The organism is Marivivens sp. JLT3646 (assembly GCF_001908835.1).
In the GTDB taxonomy this organism is placed as follows: domain Bacteria; phylum Pseudomonadota; class Alphaproteobacteria; order Rhodobacterales; family Rhodobacteraceae; genus Marivivens; species Marivivens geojensis.
The window spans coordinates 1,318,804-1,338,577 of sequence record NZ_CP018572.1; the positions used below are offsets into that span (position 1 = coordinate 1,318,804).

Consider the following 19,774-nt stretch of genomic DNA (forward strand, 5'->3'; position numbering starts at 1 on the left):
ATGGATTTCCTCAACGCTGTGGTGGCTATCACCAACCTCCTTATCATTCCCGCGACAACCTATGGTGCTCAGCTTGCTCTGGGTGCATTGGGTGTAACGCTGATCTATTCGATCCTGCGGTTCTCGAACTTTGCGCACGGCGATACGATGGCTTTTGGCACCGTTGTCACCATTGGCATTACGACGCTGTTCCAATCTTGGGGCATCAGCCTCGGGCCACTTCCAACCGCCCTACTCGCCCTGCCCTTTGCGGTTGCGATTACGGCCGTTCTACTCGTCGGCACCGACTTTGCGATCTATCGCTTTTACCGCAAGAAACGCGCTGTCCCGATCATCTTTGTAATGGCGTCCTTGGGCGTTATGTTCGTGATGAACGGTCTCATTCGTTTCATGGCTGGCGTGAAAGACCAAACCTTTGACGACGGTACACGTTTTATTATCAAGGCACGTGATTTCAAAAACTGGTCTGGTCTAGACGAAGCCCTCGCGCTCCGCACGACCCAAGTTTTGACCCTCGTTGTCGCGATCGCAATCGTTGCTTGGCTCTTCTGGTTCTTGAATAAAACTCGCACGGGTAAATCCATGCGCGCTTTCTCGGACAACGAAGATTTGGCGCTCCTGTCGGGTATCAACCCGAACCGCGTCGTGATGGTGACGTGGGTGATCGTGGCGATGCTCGCGACGACAGCTGGCGTTCTCTATGGCCTCGATAAAGCCTATTCGCCCTACACCTACTTCCAGTTGCTGCTGCCGACCTTTGCGGCCGCGATCGTTGGTGGCCTCGGCAACCCTCTGGGCGCGATTGTCGGTGGTTTCGTCGTATCCTTCTCCGAGGTCATGGTGACCTACGTTTGGAAAAAGGTCGCGATCTATCTGCTGCCCGAAGCACTAGAGCCGAATGGCCTGCTGCAGCTGATGTCGACCGAATATAAATTTGCGGTCAGTTTCGCGATCCTCGTCGTCGTGCTTCTGTTTAAACCGACCGGCCTATTCAAGGGGCAATCCGTATGACCCAATACATGCGTGCAATCCTATTCTTTGGCTTCATGGCTGCGCTCTTCATCATTGAGGGCAGCACGAACTTTTGGATTTTTTCGGGCTCATGGAACACCTCTCTGGTGATCCTGAACATGGCGCTGGTCTCTGCTGTCATGGCGCTGGGGGTGAACCTCCAGTGGGGCTATGCAGGTCTGTTCAACACGGGCATCATGGGCTTTGTGGCCTTGGGTGGTCTGGCCGTTGTTGTCACCTCGCTGCCGCCCGTGACAGAGAGCTGGTCGGCTGGTGGGTATCGGATCATCCTCGGTTTGATCCTCGGTGCGCTGACCATCGCAGGCACGATCCTGATGCGGATGAAGCTGCCCCAAGGTCGTCTGCGTGGCGTTCTGACCCTCGCGATCCTGATCGGTGGTTTCTTCCTTTACCGCGCTGTGTTCGATAGCGGCGTTCAAGCAGTCGAGGCGATTGATCCGTCGGTCACAGGTAATATTGGTGGCCTTGGCCTGCCTGTGTTGGTGGCTTGGCCTGTTGGCGGTCTCCTTGCGGCTGGTGCTGCGTGGATTATCGGTAAAACGGCGCTCGGTCTTCGGTCTGATTACCTCGCCATTGCGACACTCGGTATCGCTGAGATCATCGTTGCGATCCTCAAGAACGAAGAGTGGCTCTCTCGTGGTGCAAAGAACGTAAATGGCTTACCGCGTCCCGTTCCTTACGAAGTTGACCTTCAGCAAAGCGCTGAATTTGTAGCTAACGCTGCGAGCTTCGGCCTCGATCCAGTGACGGCTTCGACCCTCTACGTGAAGATCGGTTACGCACTTTTGTTCACCGCTGTACTCGTGACGATCCTCGTACTGTCGCAGTTGGCGCGTCACAGCCCATGGGGCCGTATGATGCGTGCTATTCGGGATAACGAAACCGCTGCACGTGCGATGGGTAAAAACGTTACCCGCCGTCACCTCGAGATATTTATCCTCGGGTCAGCGGTCTGTGGTTTCGCGGGTGCGATGATGACGACGCTTGATGGACAGTTGACCCCTGCGTCTTATCACCCTTTGCGGTTTACGTTCCTCATCTGGGTGATGGTGATCGTTGGTGGCTCTGGCAATAACCTCGGCTCTGTTCTCGGTGGTTTTCTGATCTGGTGGCTCTGGGTCAAGGTTGAACCGCTGGGCCAGTGGCTCGCTCAAGTGCTGACTTACGGTCTGCCCGAAGGTCACTGGGTCGCCGTTCGCATCACAGAGGCCGCAGCGCATATGAGGCTCTTTACCATGGGCTTGGTTCTGCTCTTTGTCTTGCGGTTCAATCCACGCGGCATGCTACCAGAAAATTGACAAAGCGGGGCCTCAGGGCCCCGTTTTCTTATTTGGCCGCGGGCTTGTCCCTTTTGCTTTTGCCGAATATGCACCATCACGATAAGTAGAGCCGTCGGCACCATAACGAACGCCGATGCTGTGCGTTGGGGGCAGTATGATCACTGTGTTTCGTTTGATGTTTTGGCTTGCGTCGGGGCTGATTGGCTTCACCTTGGCGGCTTTTACGCTGGCCTATTATTTCGCTTCGCGATCCTTGCCCGATTACAACGAAACGATCGCCGTCGATGGTCTGGGCGCAACGGTCGAGGTCGTGCGCGATAACTCTGACGTTCCACATATTTTTGGCGAAACCGATCCCGATGTATTCTTCGCCCTCGGCTTTGCCCACGCCCAAGACCGCATGTGGCAGATGATCACCGATCGCCGCACCGCCCAAGGACGCATGGCGCAGGTGTTCGGGCAATCGATGCTGCCTTCTGATATCCTGATGCGGCGTCTCGACCTCTATAACCTGTCGTTATCGAGCGTTGAGACGCAGGATGACCATACCAAAGCCGCGCTTGACGCCTACAGCGCAGGTGTGAACGCGTGGTTGACAGAGGTGAACAACGGTGTGCGTGGTCGTGGCGCGCCAGAGATGTGGGTCTTCAATCAACCCATCGCTCCTTGGCAGCCAGCCGATAGTATCGCGCTCTTTAAACTCTATGCGTTCCGCCAAAGCGGCCACCTTCAGGCCGAAGTTCTGCGCGCCAGCGTATCGCAGCGCATTACCGACGACCGTATCCATGATATTTTGCCAGAGGTTCCCGGAACGAGCGTCACCGCGCTGCCGTCCTATGCGTCACTTGTTCAGGACCTTCCGACCGAAGTCGCATTCGATTGGTCCGATGCGTCACGCGCGGGGCTTCCTGCCGCTGATTTTTCTGGCGCCTCGAACGCTTGGGTTGCGGGTCCGTCGCGTTCGACCTCTGGTTCGACCCTTCTTGCCAATGATCCGCATGGGATGCTGACCGCGCCTTCGCCGTGGTATTTGGCTCGGTTGGAGCTGTCGACTGGCGGCGTAATCGGCGCAACGATCCCCGGTGTGCCAGTCGTTCTGACGGGACGCAGCGCGAGCCTAGGTTGGGGGATCACCAGCGCTTGGGCGGACGATATGGATCTCTACCTCGAAGAGGTCGATGAAAACCAATCCAATCGATATCGAACTGCAGATGGCTGGGCCGACTTTGTAACTCGCGAAAGCATCATTGAAATCGCAGATGCGCCTGCGGTGACGCTTAAACTCTTGTGGACGCAGAATGGACCTGTCCTACCTCCGGATCAATTTAACCTCGCCACCATACGTCCAGCGGGTCACGTCGTATCTCTGGCTTGGACTGGGCTGAGCGATCAGGACACCTCCTTGTCTGCTGCAATGGGCATTATGCGGTCGCGCTCTGTTCGGTCGGCTATCGCTGCGGGTCGAAGCTACATCGCGCCCGCGCAGAACCTCATGCTCGCTGATCCGAATGGGATTGCCATGCAAACCATAGGCACGATCCCGTCACGTGACGAAGCTCATCAGAGTAAGGGGCGCATGCCGACGTACGGCTATCTGCCGCAGAACCAATGGCGCGGCACCCTGCCCTATGACACCAATCCGTCGATCGTCGATCCCGAAGGCGGCATCATCGGCAACACCAATAATAAAACCAGCACTGCCGCTTTCCCGAACCATGTGTCCTATGTCTGGGGAGACAGTCAGCGTATCTATCGTTGGCAGCGTCTCATGCAGGCGCGCGGTGTTCACACGCGCGAAAGCTTTATCGAAGCGCAGTTGGATACGGTCAGCTACACCGCCCGTTCTCTCTTGCCGCTGGTTGGTGCGGATCTATGGTTCACGGGCGATCCTGCGCCCGAAGGCACACCAGAACGTCGCCGTCAGCAAGCGCTGGATATGTTGGCCTCGTGGAATGGTGAAATGAACGAACACCTGCCAGAGCCGCTGATCTATGCAGCTTGGATGCGCGCGCTACAGGATCGCTTGATCCGCGATGAACTGGGCGATGTGGCCGATGCATTCACTCATGTTGATCCGATTTTCATTGAACGGGTCTATCGCGATATCGGTGGTGCCTCCGCATGGTGCGACGTGATTCAATCTGCACCCATTGAGACCTGCGTCGACATCGCGCGACAGTCTTTGGACGAAGCGTTGATCTGGATTTCTGAGAACCAGAGCGGTTCGCTGGAATCGCTTCGCTGGGGTGACGCGCATACGGCAGTTCACGTGCACAAGGCGCTCGCCGATGCGCCCATCTTGCGCTGGTTCGTGAATATTCACCAATCGACCTCGGGCGGCGACAACACGCTTTTGCGTGGTTTGACTTCGGGCGTCGATCCTACCCCGTTCCGCAATGTTCATGCGGCGGGGTATCGCGGCGTATACGATTTTGCGGATCCAGATAGTTCCGTCTTTATCATCTCCACAGGTCAGTCTGGCCACCCGCTCAGCCGGTATTACGACGACATGGGCGAATTGTGGCGACGCGGGGAGTATATCCCCATGTCGCTTGATCCGTCGCTTGCGCGTGCGGGTGCCGTGGGCGTTACGGTGCTGGTGCCGAACTGATCACACTCGGGCGTAACGGTCTTTCTGGATTTGCGTCCATTTGACCGTCATCTGATAGCCTTCGTCTGTCTGCACATCCGCTTCGACCACGCCCTGAGCAAACAGCCATGCCCGTGCTTTGCCCGCGCTAAATGGCAGGGTCAAAACCTCGATCATGTGATCAGGACGTAGTTTCAGTGAAATCGCATCGAGCAGCGTATCAAGGCCTTCGCCCGTTATCGCCGATATCGCAAAGATATCTTCGGTGCGCTCCGCCTGCGTCCGCACTGCGTCGGCCTGTTCGTCATCCAGACGATCAACCTTGTTCCAGACCTCGATCATCGGCGCTGTTTCGGCAACGCCAAGTGATTGGAGGATCGTATGAACATCCTCGGACTGTTCTTCGGTCTGCTCGTGGCTGATGTCACGGACGTGAACGATCAAATCGGCGTCGAGCACCTCTTCGAGTGTTGCACGGAAGGATGCCACCAGTTCGGTCGGCAAATCAGAGATAAAGCCCACAGTGTCGGAGAGGATGATCTCTTCGCCGCTTGGCAAATTGAGACGACGCATAGTCGGGTCAAGCGTCGCAAAGAGCATGTCTTTGGCAAAGACTTCGGCACCTGTCACACGGTTGAAGAGCGTCGATTTCCCCGCGTTGGTGTAACCAACGAGAGCAACAATCGGGAACGGCACCTTTGCGCGGGCCTTACGGTGCAGTTCACGTGTCTTAACCACTTTGTCCAACTGGCGACGCAGACGAACGAGCTGTTCGTCAATGGCACGGCGGTCGGCTTCGATCTGCGTTTCACCCGGACCACCAACAAAGCCCAAACCACCGCGCTGACGCTCTAGGTGGGTCCACGCCCGCACCAGACGTGTCCGCTGATAGGACAGTGCAGCCATTTCGACCTGCAGCACGCCTTCGCGGGTGCGCGCACGATCCGAGAAAATCTCGAGGATCAGGCCGGTACGGTCGAGGATCTTAACGCCCCAGTCCTTTTCCAGGTTCCGCTGCTGAACAGGACTCAGGTGGCCATCGACCAAAACGAGTTCGATCTCTTCAGCTTTGAACTGCTGGTTCAATTCCTCGATTTTGCCCGAGCCGAACAAATAACCCGGCTGAACTTTGGGCAGCGATACGATCGTCGCACCAAAGACTTCCAGCGAAGGCAGGGCCGCCGCAAGTGCGACAGCCTCGTCCAGCGCCGGTGCAGCAGCACGGCGGTTACGATCTGATTTAATGTCTGGGTGGAGCACCCAGGCCCGCGTTGCAGGCCTGTCCGTTTCCTCCATGATGGTCTTACTCTTCGCCGTCATAAAGGCTGACAGGTGCAGCCGGCATTATCGTGGAGATCGCGCTCTTATAGACCAGTTGCGATTTGCCATCGCGGCGCAGGAGCACACAGAAATTGTCGAACCACGTGATGTCGCCCTGCAGTTTAACGCCGTTCACTAAAAAGATAGTGACCGAGATTTTGGCTTTGCGAACATGGTTAAGAAAAGCATCCTGAAGGTTCTGCTTGTCGGCCGCCATTGATATTATCCTTTATTCTTGTGGCCGCGGACCGGCCTCCGTCTTTGGTGTGAGTATGTCTAACCCGCGAAAGAGATTCCAGCCCCAAAATCAACCATCTATCGTAGGGTTTATTTGCGCCAAAAATCGGGGTTGAAAAGAGCAATAATCGCCAGCGCCTCTAGCCGCCCAAGAACCATCGCAAGAGCCAGCACCATCTTGGCCTCATTCGTTACACCCGAGATCGAAATCGGTGCTTCAGCTGCGATCTCGACTAAAGGACCTGTAGTGGAAAGTGCGGCAACGGTGAGAACAATTGCGTTCTCAAACTGCACACCAGTAAGCGAAAGCGCTGTGAGCACGCCCACGATGGATAGCGCAAAGAGCATAAAGAACACCCAAGCGATCTGCGCGCCCTGCCTACGAATACGACGCGCCTCTTGGCCCGAGCCACCAACGGAACTGGGATGGATCAGCCGTTCCAATTCGCGCTCTGAATGGCGGAACAACGCATAGACCCGTAAGAGTTTCACTCCGCCCGCAGTCGTCGCAATTCCGCCGCCCGTGATCGATAGGCCAAGCAGGACCAACCCGGGCGTTGAGAGTTCCGACCAATCAGCAACCATCGACCAGTAACGTGATTCAAAACCAGTCGTGGTCAGGAACGACATTACAGTGAACACGCTGCCCCAAAGTGCCTTTAGGCCGGTGAGTAGCCCATCGATGCGATGTTCCTCAAGGACGCCAACGTAATGGCGAAGATACAAAAGCGTCGGCACAATCGTGATCAACAAAAGCGCCATTTGTATTTCAGGATCTTTGCGGAGACGGCCCCGTTCTTGGGCGAGGATGTCGCTGCTGAAGGTCAGGCGAGACACCGCAAAGAACATAAAGGCAAAGATCAGTATTTCGCCAAGAACGCCACCGTTTGCCCAATACAAACCGCCAGTCGCAGATATCCCCGAGGTCGACATCGTGGACATAGCGTGGATTAAAGCGACAAAGGGACGTTCACCGACCGCCGACAGCCCAACCCAAAGCGCAAAGGTGAGCCCGATATAAAGCGGCGCAAGCTGGAGGGTGTAGCGCGTCAAACGCTCGGACGTATTCGCGACACGCGTGATTTGAACAAAACTCTGCACCGTGCCCTGAGGCGCACCCGCGTTACGGACCTCGAACCCGCCCAAGTTCATCGGGGCAAGGATCGCGACAGCGGTGATCCAAATAAACAGACCACCCATCCAACCCACGATCGCGCGCCATAGGTGCAACGCCGCATTCATCCGCCATGGGCTGTCGTAGAGAGTGGACCCTGTTGTGGTGAAATCTGACACCATTTCGAACCACGCATCGAAAAACGTCGTTCGACCGTGGGCTTCATGAAATGGAACGGCGAGGAGGATCGGCAGGATCAGGTATGCGCCGACCAGTGTAATAAGGTGGCTTCGCGCCACGCGGCGCGGTTGCTGACCATGTGTTGCAAACCCAATCAGGGTCGTGAGCAACATAAACAGGATCATCGAATAAAAGAACGGTCGCGCAATCGCGTGGTGCCCATGCGACAATGCAAAGGCCGCAGGCGCAATCATCGCCAAAGACGAAATCCCCATAAGGAGGACAAAAAACGGAAGGTCTGTGATCCGCTTAAGCATCAGAAGAAATCGATCGAAACCTGAAGCAATTGTTCCACGGCAGGAACATCAGAGGTCATCGCAAAGATCGCGACGATGTCCCCTTCTTCGACCCGCAAGTCGCCGGTCGGCTTGAGGTATTTCCGATCACGGAAAATCCCACCGACCAGAACGCCCTCCGGGAAATCGATCTCTCTGATACGCTGACCAGAAATCGGCGAAGTTCCGAGGACATAGGCTTCGATCATCTCTGCTTCTGCATCACCAATCGAATAAACCGCCCGCACGCGACCATGTCGAATGTGACGCAGGATCGACGAAACGGTTGTGGCCCGTGGGTTGATGTAGGCGTCGATATAGAGTGGTCCCATCAGCGGAACCAAGGTCGGATCGTTGGTCAAACAGATCGACATCCCAGCGCCGAGCGATTTTGCACGCACCGCTGCGAGCATGTTGGTCTTATCGTCGTCCGTAATCGCCAAAACCGCATCCGCGCTACTGACGTTCGCTTCTTCGAGGAGCGCTGCATTCAAGCCATCCCCATGCAGAACAATCGTCCGCTCAAGGGCGTCGGCCGCAATCTCAGCCCGCGAACGGTTCTTTTCGATAACCTTCACACGAACACGATCCGTGCTGGTTTCCAATGCACGCGCGACAGCAAGGCCAACGTTACCCCCGCCAATAATAACGACGCGTTCCTGTTTGACATTGGTTTTGCCAAACACCTCCAGCGTACGCGTCACGTCATCGGTGCTGGTAAACACATACACGTCATCGCCTGGAAAAATCTGATCGCCTGCTGCGGGTGCGAACAGGGTTCCCTCGCGGCGAATACCGACAACGATAGCGCGCAAGGTAGAAAACAGGTCAGTCAATTGACGAAGCGGCGTGTTGATTACAGGACAATCCTCGCGGACGGTGATCCCCAAAAGCTGTGCCTTCCCCTCAAAGAAGTTCTCGGTGTCGAAAGCTGCTGGCGACGACAATCGCTGCAAAACAGCCTCAGCCACTTCGCGTTCAGGGCTAATAACAACGTCGATTGGCAAATGATCGCGTCGATACAAATCGGAATAGATCGCGTCCAAATAGCTTTGTGCCCGCAAGCGTGCGATTTTGCGCTGCACGGCAAACACAGAATGCGCCACCTGACAGGTGACCATATTTACTTCGTCAGAATGTGTTGCAGCGATGATCATCTCTGCATCCCGCGCCCCTGCCCGTTCAAGGACATCGGGATAAGATGCATGTCCGGTGACGCCGTTCACGTCCAAGGTTTCCGTTGCACGACGCACCAGCTCGGGGTTGTTATCAACAACAGTTACGTCGTTGCGTTCCGAAGACAGGTGCCGTGCAATCTGCCAACCAACCTGACCTGCGCCACAAATGATAACTTTCATGACCGAGCTTCCTAATATCTTGGTTGGGCTACAAGTGGCAGATGCACAGGAAAGGGTCAATGGAAGCCCTCTCTTTGACGCTCAGGTAAGGAATTCCCTACTAATCCATAGCGTGTATGGGATTAACTATCGTCATGCTTGAATTGTATGAATAAAATTCGCAGCACATTATCCAGTAAGAAGAGTTTAGTGATGTCAAAACTACATCGTTCAATGGTTCAATCGACCGGTCGGATCGCTCAAAAAGCAAAAACTAGAAACCAACTTTTGATCGCCGCTCGAGAGTTGATGGCTGAACAAAGTGTGGTCACCGTTGCAACTGTTGCCGAACGCGCAGGGATTTCCACCGCGACGGCCTACCGTTATTTTCCAAACCCAGAGACGATTCAACTCGAAGCCGTCACGAGCCAAGACATTGGGGCGCAGGCCGACTTCATCCAGCATTTTCAATCGAACTGCACAGAGGATTTGTCGGTCATTGATCGGGTCAACCTCGCCAATCGGATCGTAATTGATTTCGTGATGCGAAATGAGGCCGGATATCGGTTGTTCATCGCCAAAACGCAGGAAAAATTGGCATCTGCCGCAAATTCTGACGTGTCGGCGATTCCCTACGCAGCACGACGCTTGGCGCTGATCCGCTTAGCAATGGACCCGCTGCGCAAGAAGCTGGGAACCTCTTTCTATCAAGCCTGCGATATGGTGTTTGTCGCATCTGGACCCGAGGTTTATTTCATGCTCCGCGATACGTGCCGCAATAGTGCGCAGGACGCAGCGCGCAGCATGGAAAACAACCTGCGCGCCATCATCTCATCATTCTAACAGAGATTAATCCTGTTCGATTTGGGCGATCCGCGCGCCCGCCTTGCTGGTTGTCACAACGCCAAGCGATTTCAATTTGCGGTGCAGTGCGGACCGTTCCATCCCAACAAAGGACGCTGTGCGACTGATATTGCCGCCAAATCGGTTAATTTGGGTCAGCAGATATTCACGCTCAAACAGTTCACGTGCTTCACGAAGCGGCAATGTCGCGAGCGCGCCCGACAGAACGATCCGTCCCTCGGTCGCAGCACTTTCCTCAACATTTGGAAGCTCCTTAGCGCTGATCGGCTCGGAACTATCGCCAAGGATCAGAACGCGTTCGATCACGTTCTTCAACTGACGCACATTTCCTGGCCAGATCATAGTCTGGAGCATTGCGCGTGCATCTTCTGACAACGCCCGCATGGGCAGGCCCTGCGTCTTGTTCAATTCCGCGATAAAGTGTTCAGCCAATAGAGGAATATCATCGCGGCGCTCCTCCAAGGTTGGAACCTCAATCGGAACAACGTTAAGGCGGTGGTATAGTTCTTGGCGGAAGTTGCCTGCCTCAATATCAGCATTCAGATCGCGGTTGGTTGATGAAATCACCCGAAGATCGACTTCGATTACATCCGAACCACCAACGCGAGAGAACTTCTGATCGACAAGGACACGAAGGATTTTAGTCTGTGTTCCCAATGGCATATCGGCGATTTCATCGAAATAAATGACGCCGCCATTAGCCTGCTCCAGCAGACCTTTTTCAAGGCCACGCTCTGTACCTTCGCGCCCAAACAGAACCTCTTCCATCCGGTCTGGATCAATCGATGCGGAGCTGACGACCACAAAAGGAGCATCCGCGCGGTTAGAATTCGCATGAATATACCGCGCTGCGATCTCTTTGCCCGCACCAGGACCGCCCGTTAACATCACACGACCATTGGATTTTGTAACTTTATCCAGTTGCGACTTCATGATGCGGAACGTTGCGCTATCGCCTAGCATTTCTGCCGCGGGACCATCAGACCGTTTCAGTGCTAGGTTTTCGCGACGCAGACGCGATGCTTCCATGGCGCGTTTAATAACCACCAGCAACTGATCGATATTAAACGGTTTTTCGATGAAGTCGTAGGCGCCTTGCTTAATCGCAGCGACTGCAATCTCAATGTTGCCGTGACCAGAGATGATCACAATCGGAATTTCCGGGTGGTCTTTTTTAACCTTCGACAAAATGTCGATCCCGTCCATGTGGCTGTCTTTGAGCCAAATATCGAGGATCATCAATGCAGGTTTTTCTGCCGCGATTGCGCCCATACATTCGTCTGCATTGGCCGCCATGCGGGTCGAAAAACCCTCGTCTTTCAAAATGTCCGAGATGAGTTCGCGAATGTCGCGTTCGTCATCGGTGATTAAAATATCGCCCATAAGTCCCTCATAAACTCACGTTTTCTGGTCTCGCGGTCCCGCCGCCAGCACAGGTAGATCAACAACAGCCATCGCGCCGAAATGGCCGGTGCCGTCATAGGTTTCAGCGTCCTCAAGTGTTAGAGTGCCGCCATGTTCTTCGATAATCTTGCGTACAATCGGCAGGCCAAGGCCTGTGCCTTTGTCGCGGGTGGTGACATAGGGTTCGAACAGCCGCGCACGATCTTCTGGCAATCCGATGCCATTGTCAGAAATGGTGATCCGCGCCATTTCGCCATCGACAGCCATAGTCACGCGGATCTCTGGGATGAAATCAGAACCCATTTTTTCCTGACGTGTTTCAATGGCTTCACCAGCGTTTTTAATAAGGTTAGTAAGGGCCTGCCCAATCATAGTTTGATCAATTTCGGCATCCACTTGATCAGTTGGGATGCCGCTTACAAACTTAACAGAAGGCTGGCCAACTTCTTGAAGTGAAACGGAATCTCTTAACAGCGTCACCAAATCGAAGGTCGTTTTGACAGGCTCTGGCATCCTTGCGAATTTGGAAAACTCATCCACGATGCGCCGCAAATCGCCCGTCTGCCGAACAATGACGTCCGTCATTTGTGTCAGGCTGTCGCTCTCGTCACCGACTTTGGGCCCAAACTTACGTTTGATCCGTTCCGCAGACAATTGGATCGGCGTCAGCGGGTTCTTAATTTCATGCGCAATCCGCTGGGCGACATCACCCCAAGCTGCAGTTCGCTGGGCGGTCACGAGGTCGGTCACGTCGTCAAACGCCACAACGTATCCTTCAAGTGCCGCTTCACCCTCACCTTGCATTTGCGCGCGCCGTGTACCCATTCGAACCAGCAAAGTCTCTTGTTTGCCGGACCTTATTAGGTTCAACTGCTCTTGAACAACTTCGCGTCCTTCGGTGCGAAGGGCGTCAAACACGGGGCCAAATTCTGGGACAGCGACCGATAGAGCGACGTCTTTTTGCATGCTGTCGATATCGAGCAATCGACGCGCCGAGCGGTTAACAAAACTGATATTGCCATTTGGATCGAGGCCAATAACCCCTGACGTAATCGACCCAAGCACAGAGTCGAATAACCGTCGGCGACCTTCGATCTGTTGGGTATTCTCCAATAACTCCGTGCGCTGCGCTTTAAGTTGCTCAGTCATCTTGTTGAAATCTCGACCTAATTGCGCGATTTCATCATCCCCAACGATCTCAGGAACACGCACATCTAAATCACCCTCGCCCACACGATGCGAGGCTGTCACGAGGCGTCCAACAGGACGTGCGAGGCGTTCCGCGAACCAAAGGCCAAGCCAAATAGCGGCAAGGATCAGGATAGATGCGAACCCCAGGTAAACGAGGCCGAATTCAAAAAACAGACGTCCACGTTCGTTCTCCAACTGGTTGTAAAGACCAACAGTTTGTTCAGTTTCGTCAAGTAGAGACAGGACGCTCCCGTCGACCGCGCGGCTCACATAGAGGTAACGATCAAGGTAGCTTTCTAGCGGAATAACGATCCTAAATTCGTTGTTATCCCAGTCTTCGATCAAAAGTTGGCCTTCAGCATCGGCAACCTCAATCTCTTCGGGCGTAAGGCGTTCGAGGTCAAACTCGTAGGATCCCACGGCGCGGGCGCGGAAATCCCCTGCACTATCAATCACAAACGCCTCAGTAAGGGTGCGGTCGATTTGCGGTTGAACGGCGGCAAGAGCCTCTCGGATTTGGCCATCGGTCATGAATGGCGTCGCTTGGCGTTTGAGGTTGAGATACCCAGCCAGAGCCTCTCCATCGCGGGTCAATTCACGGCGGTGTTCATCTTTATAGGCCTGCGCTGCGGAGAGTGAATTGTTCAGAACATTCCCGACGCGTTCCGAAAACCAACCCTCAAGGCCCATATTGATCGATAGAACGGCGAAAATGGCGACCATGACTGTTGGGATCAGCGCCAAGAGCGCGAAAACGCCGGTCAGGCGGAGGTGAAGCCGAGAGCCCGCCGAACGCGCGCGACGCGCTGCGACCATCTTGGCCACGCGTTGCATGACGAGTGAAGCAACGACGAGGATATAAACAAAGTCAGCAAGCAAGACGAGACGGAGCGAATTATCCGCGGCGCCCTGATCTAGCGGTCCCAAAACAACAAAGGTTAGCGCCACAAGAGTTGGCCCCAAAAGAACCAATCCGAGTGTTGCAGCGTTCTGAACCGAACGCTTTCGTCTCCACCAGCTGAACTGGCTGAGAATTTGACCCAAGAGGGAGTGTTGCACCCGCTCGTCCTGTAAAATGCGAGGTTTTCCTCGCTACCGCCTTATATGGTCAAAAGGTCATGCGACTCTTCCGCCACTGTTGTGTGGCGAATTTACATCAACTTACGGCGCCGTGTCACGCGGATATCGAGCTCGGTGATCTTCTTTCTGAGTGTATTTCGGTTTATCCCGAGAAGATCAGCACATTTCGCCTGATTGCCACCAGTTGCATCCAGTGCAATCTCGATCAACGGCGTCTCAACCTCACGCAAAATACGCTGGTGCAGTCCCGGGGGCGGGAGAACGCCGCCATGCAGATCGAAATACCGACGCAGGTGTTTGTTCACCGAAGCCGAGAGTTTGTCGCCAGAGTCGCCACTGCGCAGCGGTTCCATAGCGGGTTGGTTGCTAAGGATCATCTCCATCTCACCGCGCGTGATTTCCTCCTCGGCTGCAGTCGCAACCAATCGGCGCATGGCATTTTCCAACTGGCGGACGTTTCCGGGCCAACTGTAGGCACGAGCCAGATCCAGCGCCCCTTGCGACAGGCGGCGCGCAGGCATGCCGTCACGTTCTGATTTCGACAGGAAGTGTTCAGCAAGGATCGCAACGTCATCAACCCGTTCGCGAAGCGATGGAACGGCGATCGTTACGCCAGATAAGCGATAGAAAAGGTCCTCGCGGAATTCACCTGACTCCATGCGCGACATCAGGTCAATCTGGCTCGTCGCCATGATCCGTGGCGCGTTTTCGCCTAAGGCGTCTAGCATCCGCACAATCCGCGCTTGAGCGTCTTGGCTCAGGTCACCCACTTCGTCAAAGAGGACCGATCCACCTTTGGCGCGTGCAATCACTGTGCTGGGCCCATCCATACCTTCGAGGTCAGAGGGCGCCACCACAACAAAGGGCAGGCTCCGACGGTCGGATAGGTCATGAATTGCACGGGCGATCAATGATTTACCCGTGCCACTTTCCCCCGTGATGAGCACAGGCAGTGGAGTGTTCATAACCCGAGCGACAAGCCGATAAAGCGCCTGCATCGCAGCTGTACGACCCACGAGAGGCAAATCACCTGTCCGTTCGTCGCTATCGATACGCGGTGCCGGCGCGCGGCGTTTGACTTCCAGAGCTCGCGCCGAACGTTTCATCAGATCAGGTAGGTCGAACGGTTTCGGCAGATAATCATAGGCATCTGCCTCGGCCGCTTGGATTGCGGTCATGATCGTGTTCTGTGCCGAAATCACGATGACGGGCAGACCTGGGCGTAGCTCTGCAATCTTGGGCACCTGCTCAAGGCCATTGCCATCGGGCATGATCACGTCGGAAATAACCAGATCGCCCTTCCCTTCTTCGACCCAGCGCATCAGCGTCACGATCGACGACGTGGCGTGAACCTTACAGCCGGCCCACGTCAATGCTTGGGTCAAAACGGTGCGAATTGTGCGATCGTCATCGGCGACGAGGACTGTGCCGTCCATTAGGTCTCTCCGTCAGTCAATTGAAGGTCTTTGGGCGCAAGAGGTAGTGAAATGCGGAACAAGGTGCGTCCGGGGACCGAGTCCACAGAAATCCAACCGCCAACGTCGGCGATCAATTTCGACACCAGCGCAAGGCCAAGGCCGGTTCCGTTTTCTCGACCAGAAACAAAAGGTTCAAATACATCGGCTGCGATTTCGGGTGGCAGACCTGGGCCATCGTCGATCACTTCGATCTGAAGCGGTAGCCGCGCATGGGTGCCGTCAGGTCGACGCACGCGCAAAGACGGATCATAGAATGTCCGCAGACGAATGGTGCCACCCGCACTGCCCGCCTCAGAGGCGTTTTTCAGCAAGTTCAGAAACACTTGGAGCAACTGGTCTGCATCCGCCATTGTTTGGGGCAGCGACGGATCATAGTCCTCGACGAACATCATATGCGCACCGAATCCGACAGACGCTGATTGCCGAGCACGATCCAAAATATCGTGAATGTTAACGGGCTTTGCCACAGGTGGGCGAAGGTTCCCGAATTGCTCGACCTGCTCTAACAGCTTAACGATGCGGCGGCATTCATCCACGATCAGGTCGGTCATTTCCTGATCCTCTGAGTTGAGGTTCATCGACAACAACTGTGCCGCACCCGTGATCCCAGCCAGCGGGTTCTTGATCTCGTGCGCCAGCATCTCAGCCATACCGATCGCGGACTTCGCGGCCTTTCCCGACGACGTGTTGATCGTCATGCGGCTCGCGATTTCGCGCGGCGAAATCATCATCACCATCTGGTCGTCGGTGCCTTGAAGCGGAGAAAACTGGATGTTGCATTGCATCGGCGGGCGTTCACCCGAACCCACATCAATGTCGTTTACAAAGAGTGACGTCTTGTATTTTCGTGCCCGCTCAAAGGCCTCTTCGATCGGTGCATCGATCATCACCTTTTCCCAGACATTCGAACCCGTCAGGGCTTTGGATGACAGGTTGAGGAAACTCTCAGCTGCGGGATTGCTGTCGAGGATCGTGTCATCCCCACCCAGCAACAAGGCCGGAACAGGCAGCGAATTCCAAAGGTTTTGATCATTGATCATGCTGCACGTCTTTCCATGTCACATAGCGCGTCTGGCAAAAGACGCAGTACCTGTTCGGGTGATTTTTCTGTCAGCACCGCACGTCGAAGCTCTGCGCTCGGTGCGGCTTGATCCATGTACCAACCCAAGTGTTTCCGCGCGACGCGCCCGCCAAGGTCGACCCCGTAAAATGACAGGATCGCCTCGTAATGTTTTGAAACCAATTCAATAAATTCCGAAATGGTCGGCGTTTCTGGGGCCTTTGTGCCAGAAAGGTCTGCCGCCACTTGTGCGAGAACCCATGGCCGCCCTTGCGCGCCTCGTCCGATCATCACGCCATCTGCCCCCGACCGATCGAGCGCTTCTTTAGCTGATGCGGTGTCGATAATGTCACCGTTTGCAATTACGGGGATCGCCACCGCATCTTTGACAGCACGGATCGCATCCCAATCGGCTTTGCCTTTGTAAAACTGGCATCGCGTGCGGCCGTGGATCGTAATCATCTGGATCCCAGCGTCTTCGGCCCGTCTGGCGAGCGTAGGCGCATTCAAAAGCGCATCGTCCCAGCCCAAACGTGTTTTCAACGTCACAGGTACGGAAACCGCGTCCACGACTGCCTCAATCAATGTGAGCGCGTGGTCCAAATCCTTCAGCAAGGCAGAACCTGAATAGCCGTTCGTCACCTTTTTCGCGGGACAACCCATGTTGATATCGATCATCCGTGCACCGTTTGCTTCGATCAAACGTGCGGCTTCTGACATCCAGTAGGCTTCGCGCCCTGCGATCTGCACGGCGGTATTGGCCTGATCGTATCCCAGTTCGGCCTTTTCGCGGACACCAGGTTTCGCTTGGATCATTTCCTGACTGGCGACCATTTCGGACACGACCCAACCTACGCCAAATTCACCCACCAACTGGCGAAACGGCAGGTCTGTAATCCCCGCAAGCGGAGCCAGCGCCACTGTCGGCGACAGGGCCACATCGCCAATCAATAAGGAATCGTTCCGATCCACCAATTTTGCCTATTTGTTGAGCGTTCGATCTTGATCTAGCCATTTCGGGCCGAACTCACAATGAAATCAGCGATACTATTTAGGCATTTGCGCGTTGATGCCTAATTTTTAATCAAAACGCCCGCAAAGCTATCATGGTTTGCGCGACCCGCTTGAGACGCTTAAGACTGCGTAAAACGAACCGAGGTTTTAATGACGACAGCAGCATTGATTGTGGCGGCGGGACGCGGTGTCAGAGCGGGCGGCGACATGCCCAAGCAATGGCGAAGCATCTCAGGTGAGATGATCCTCACGCGGTCCATTACTCGGTTCTCTGGCTGCGATCTGGTTATCGTTGTTCTTCATCCCGATGACATGCATCGTGCTGATGAATTAAAGGGGTGCCGCTGTGTTGCTGGCGGCGCAACCCGCGCTGCCTCTGTTCGTGCAGGACTAGAGGCGATGGCAGACACGGCCCCGGACTTCGTATTAATCCACGATGCAGCGCGTCCCTTGGTGCCCCACGCGGTCATTGATCGGGTTGTCGCCGCCCTGACCACCCACACCGCGGCAGCGCCAGCGCTTGCGGTGACCGATGCCCTCTGGCGCGGAGATGCCGGAACCGTCATTGGAACGCAGGATCGCAACGGTCTATATCGTGCACAAACGCCCCAAGGTTTTCACTATAATGCAATCCTAGCCGCTCATCGCGACTTGGTCGGAGACGCTGCCGATGATGTGGAGGTTGCACGTCGGGCTGGGCTTGACGTTGCTATCGTGGCGGGCGACGAGACGAACATTAAAATCACGGCTCCCGAGGATTTTGCGAGAGCCGAAGCAATACTGAGGGCCGACATGGATATTCGCACAGGCAACGGGTTTGACGTTCACGCTTTTGAAGACGGCGATCATGTCTGGCTCTGCGGCGTGAAAATCCCTCATGACAAGGCCCTCAAGGGTCATTCGGATGCGGACGTTGGGATGCATGCGGTAACGGATGCGATCTACGGCGCGCTCGGCATGGGCGATATCGGTCAACATTTCCCGCCCTCCGATCCACAATGGAAGGGTGCCGCCAGCTATATTTTCTTAGAACACGCCTGCGCCTTGGCGCGTGAAAATGGCTTTACGATCACCCATGTCGATTGCACGCTGATCTGCGAACGGCCCAAGGTCGGGCCACACGCTGCGGCGATGAAGGCTGAAATGGCGCGGATTATGACCCTCGATGAAGCGCGTGTCAGCGTTAAGGCGACGACTTCAGAGCGGCTCGGCTTTACAGGCCGCGAAGAAGGCATCGCATCCATTGCAACAGCAACATTGGTGAAACTATGAAAGAACTCGCTCGTTTAGCTGTCACAGTCTTTTACGTCGGCCTTCTCCGCCCTGCCCCTGGCACATGGGGTTCTCTGGCTGCCTTGCCCTTTGCTTGGGCGATTTATCAAATTGGTGGCGTTTGGTTCTTTGCTTTCGCGATTGTCGCCGGGTTTTTCAAAGGACTGTATTTCACGAACATATATATTGACGGCAAAGAAGATCACGACCCGTCCGAGGTTGTCATCGACGAAGTTATCGGACAATGGATCGCCCTTGCGCCCGTGATCTATGGCGCCTCAATGATGAACATCGACGTGACGCGCCTCTGGCCAGGTTGGGTTTGCGCGTTCATATTCTTCCGCCTGTTCGACATCACAAAGCCGGGCCCTGTTGGTTGGGCAGATCGCAAAGGTGGCGCGCTGGGCGTTATGCTTGACGATGTGATTGCAGGTGTCTTTGCCGCTATCGTGACGATCGGCTTTGCTGCGCTGTTTCATTTGGTGCTGATGTGAGCCGCACTGCACGGCTTCTTGAAATCGCACGCGCAAAAGGCATCGTCATTGCCACAGCCGAGAGCTGTACGGGAGGCATGGTGTCGGCGGCGATCACGGACATTGCAGGCAGTTCGGCAATCTTTGATCGGGGTTTTGTCACCTACACCAACGACGCTAAAATCGCGATGTTGAGTGTGTCAGCGCAGACATTGGATGCCTTTGGCGCGGTGAGTGAACAGGTCGCGGATGAGATGTGCCGCGGCGCGCTTATCCATTCTAACGCAACGCTTGCTGTATCGATCACAGGGATCGCTGGACCCGGAGGGTCCGACTATAAACCCGAAGGTCGTGTTTGTTTTGGGATCACCAACGGCACAACAACGCGGACCGAAACCATTGAGTTTGGCGCCTTGGGCCGTGAAAACGTGCGTCTTGCCGCTCGGGATCATGCGCTTGATCTCTTACTCAAAGCCGCAGATTCACCATTGCCCTGATTTTAATCTTACTGCT

Annotated in this window: 16 protein-coding genes; 7 read left to right on the top strand and 9 right to left on the bottom strand. The window is 55.1% G+C overall.

Translation table 11 applies throughout. The annotated features are described in order from the left end of the window. The 3 genes from BSK21_RS06540 to BSK21_RS06550 all read left to right on the top strand — a co-directional run bounded on the left by BSK21_RS06540 (position 1) and on the right by BSK21_RS06550 (position 4,923). Positions 1-1,011 (top strand): branched-chain amino acid ABC transporter permease, encoded by a 1,011-nt coding sequence (locus BSK21_RS06540; RefSeq protein ID WP_067545023.1) that lies wholly within the window; start codon positions 1-3, stop codon positions 1,009-1,011. After that, positions 1,008-2,330, top strand: coding sequence for a branched-chain amino acid ABC transporter permease (locus BSK21_RS06545; RefSeq protein WP_067545026.1), 1,323 nt, complete (start codon positions 1,008-1,010; stop codon positions 2,328-2,330). Before BSK21_RS06540 ends, BSK21_RS06545 begins: the two co-directional genes overlap by 4 nt. Positions 2,331-2,466: 136 nt before the next feature. Beyond that, positions 2,467-4,923 (top strand): penicillin acylase family protein, encoded by a 2,457-nt coding sequence (locus BSK21_RS06550; RefSeq protein ID WP_067546517.1) that lies wholly within the window; start codon positions 2,467-2,469, stop codon positions 4,921-4,923. Here BSK21_RS06550 and hflX read toward each other — a convergent pair whose 3' ends face one another. The 4 genes from hflX to trkA form a co-directional block, all read right to left on the bottom strand. Then, positions 4,924-6,222: a GTPase HflX gene (gene hflX / locus BSK21_RS06555; RefSeq protein ID WP_231924638.1), complete on the bottom strand. Its 1,299-nt coding sequence runs from the start codon at positions 6,220-6,222 to the stop codon at positions 4,924-4,926. Next, positions 6,206-6,439, bottom strand: a complete 234-nt coding sequence (gene hfq, locus BSK21_RS06560; protein ID WP_067545032.1) for an RNA chaperone Hfq — start codon at positions 6,437-6,439, stop codon at positions 6,206-6,208. Before hfq ends, hflX begins: the two co-directional genes overlap by 17 nt. Before the next feature lie 110 nt (positions 6,440-6,549). Further along, complete coding sequence (locus BSK21_RS06565) at positions 6,550-8,070, bottom strand: TrkH family potassium uptake protein (RefSeq protein WP_067545035.1); 1,521 nt, start codon at positions 8,068-8,070, stop codon at positions 6,550-6,552. Further along, entirely contained in the window at positions 8,070-9,446 is a 1,377-nt protein-coding gene (gene trkA, locus BSK21_RS06570; protein ID WP_067545037.1) for a Trk system potassium transporter TrkA, read from the bottom strand. Before trkA ends, BSK21_RS06565 begins: the two co-directional genes overlap by 1 nt. A gap of 288 nt (positions 9,447-9,734) precedes the next feature. Here trkA and BSK21_RS06575 point away from each other — a divergent pair, with 288 nt between their 5' ends. Then, positions 9,735-10,268, top strand: a complete 534-nt coding sequence (locus tag BSK21_RS06575; protein ID WP_198039384.1) for a TetR/AcrR family transcriptional regulator — start codon at positions 9,735-9,737, stop codon at positions 10,266-10,268. A 6-nt stretch (positions 10,269-10,274) separates the two neighbouring features. On the opposite strand, the gene BSK21_RS06580 is transcribed toward BSK21_RS06575, so the two are convergent. The 5 genes from BSK21_RS06580 to dusB all read right to left on the bottom strand — a co-directional run bounded on the left by BSK21_RS06580 (position 10,275) and on the right by dusB (position 17,474). Next, on the bottom strand, positions 10,275-11,672 hold the full coding sequence (locus tag BSK21_RS06580) for a sigma-54 dependent transcriptional regulator (protein WP_067545042.1): 1,398 nt from the start codon (positions 11,670-11,672) through the stop codon (positions 10,275-10,277). A 15-nt stretch (positions 11,673-11,687) separates the two neighbouring features. Beyond that, a complete protein-coding gene (locus BSK21_RS06585; RefSeq protein WP_082959347.1) occupies positions 11,688-13,943 on the bottom strand; it encodes a PAS domain-containing sensor histidine kinase in 2,256 nt (751 codons plus the stop codon). 92 nt (positions 13,944-14,035) lie between these two features. Further along, positions 14,036-15,400 (bottom strand): response regulator, encoded by a 1,365-nt coding sequence (locus BSK21_RS06590; protein WP_067545047.1) that lies wholly within the window; start codon positions 15,398-15,400, stop codon positions 14,036-14,038. After that, entirely contained in the window at positions 15,400-16,482 is a 1,083-nt protein-coding gene (locus BSK21_RS06595; protein ID WP_067545049.1) for a nitrogen regulation protein NR(II), read from the bottom strand. Before BSK21_RS06595 ends, BSK21_RS06590 begins: the two co-directional genes overlap by 1 nt. Continuing rightward, positions 16,479-17,474: a tRNA dihydrouridine synthase DusB gene (gene dusB / locus BSK21_RS06600; protein ID WP_197498051.1), complete on the bottom strand. Its 996-nt coding sequence runs from the start codon at positions 17,472-17,474 to the stop codon at positions 16,479-16,481. Before dusB ends, BSK21_RS06595 begins: the two co-directional genes overlap by 4 nt. A 192-nt stretch (positions 17,475-17,666) precedes the next feature. Between dusB and BSK21_RS06605 the strand changes: the two genes are divergently transcribed. From BSK21_RS06605 to BSK21_RS06615, 3 genes are read left to right on the top strand one after another with little or no spacing between them, the layout of a single operon-like run. Then, positions 17,667-18,788 (top strand): bifunctional 2-C-methyl-D-erythritol 4-phosphate cytidylyltransferase/2-C-methyl-D-erythritol 2,4-cyclodiphosphate synthase, encoded by a 1,122-nt coding sequence (locus BSK21_RS06605; protein WP_067545052.1) that lies wholly within the window; start codon positions 17,667-17,669, stop codon positions 18,786-18,788. After that, on the top strand, positions 18,785-19,282 hold the full coding sequence (locus BSK21_RS06610) for a phosphatidylglycerophosphatase A (protein ID WP_074038984.1): 498 nt from the start codon (positions 18,785-18,787) through the stop codon (positions 19,280-19,282). Before BSK21_RS06605 ends, BSK21_RS06610 begins: the two co-directional genes overlap by 4 nt. Further along, positions 19,279-19,758 carry a CinA family protein gene (locus BSK21_RS06615; RefSeq protein WP_067545055.1) on the top strand — a complete coding sequence of 160 codons (480 nt, stop codon included), beginning with the start codon at positions 19,279-19,281 and terminating at the stop codon, positions 19,756-19,758. Before BSK21_RS06610 ends, BSK21_RS06615 begins: the two co-directional genes overlap by 4 nt. Positions 19,759-19,774 lie beyond the last annotated feature (16 nt).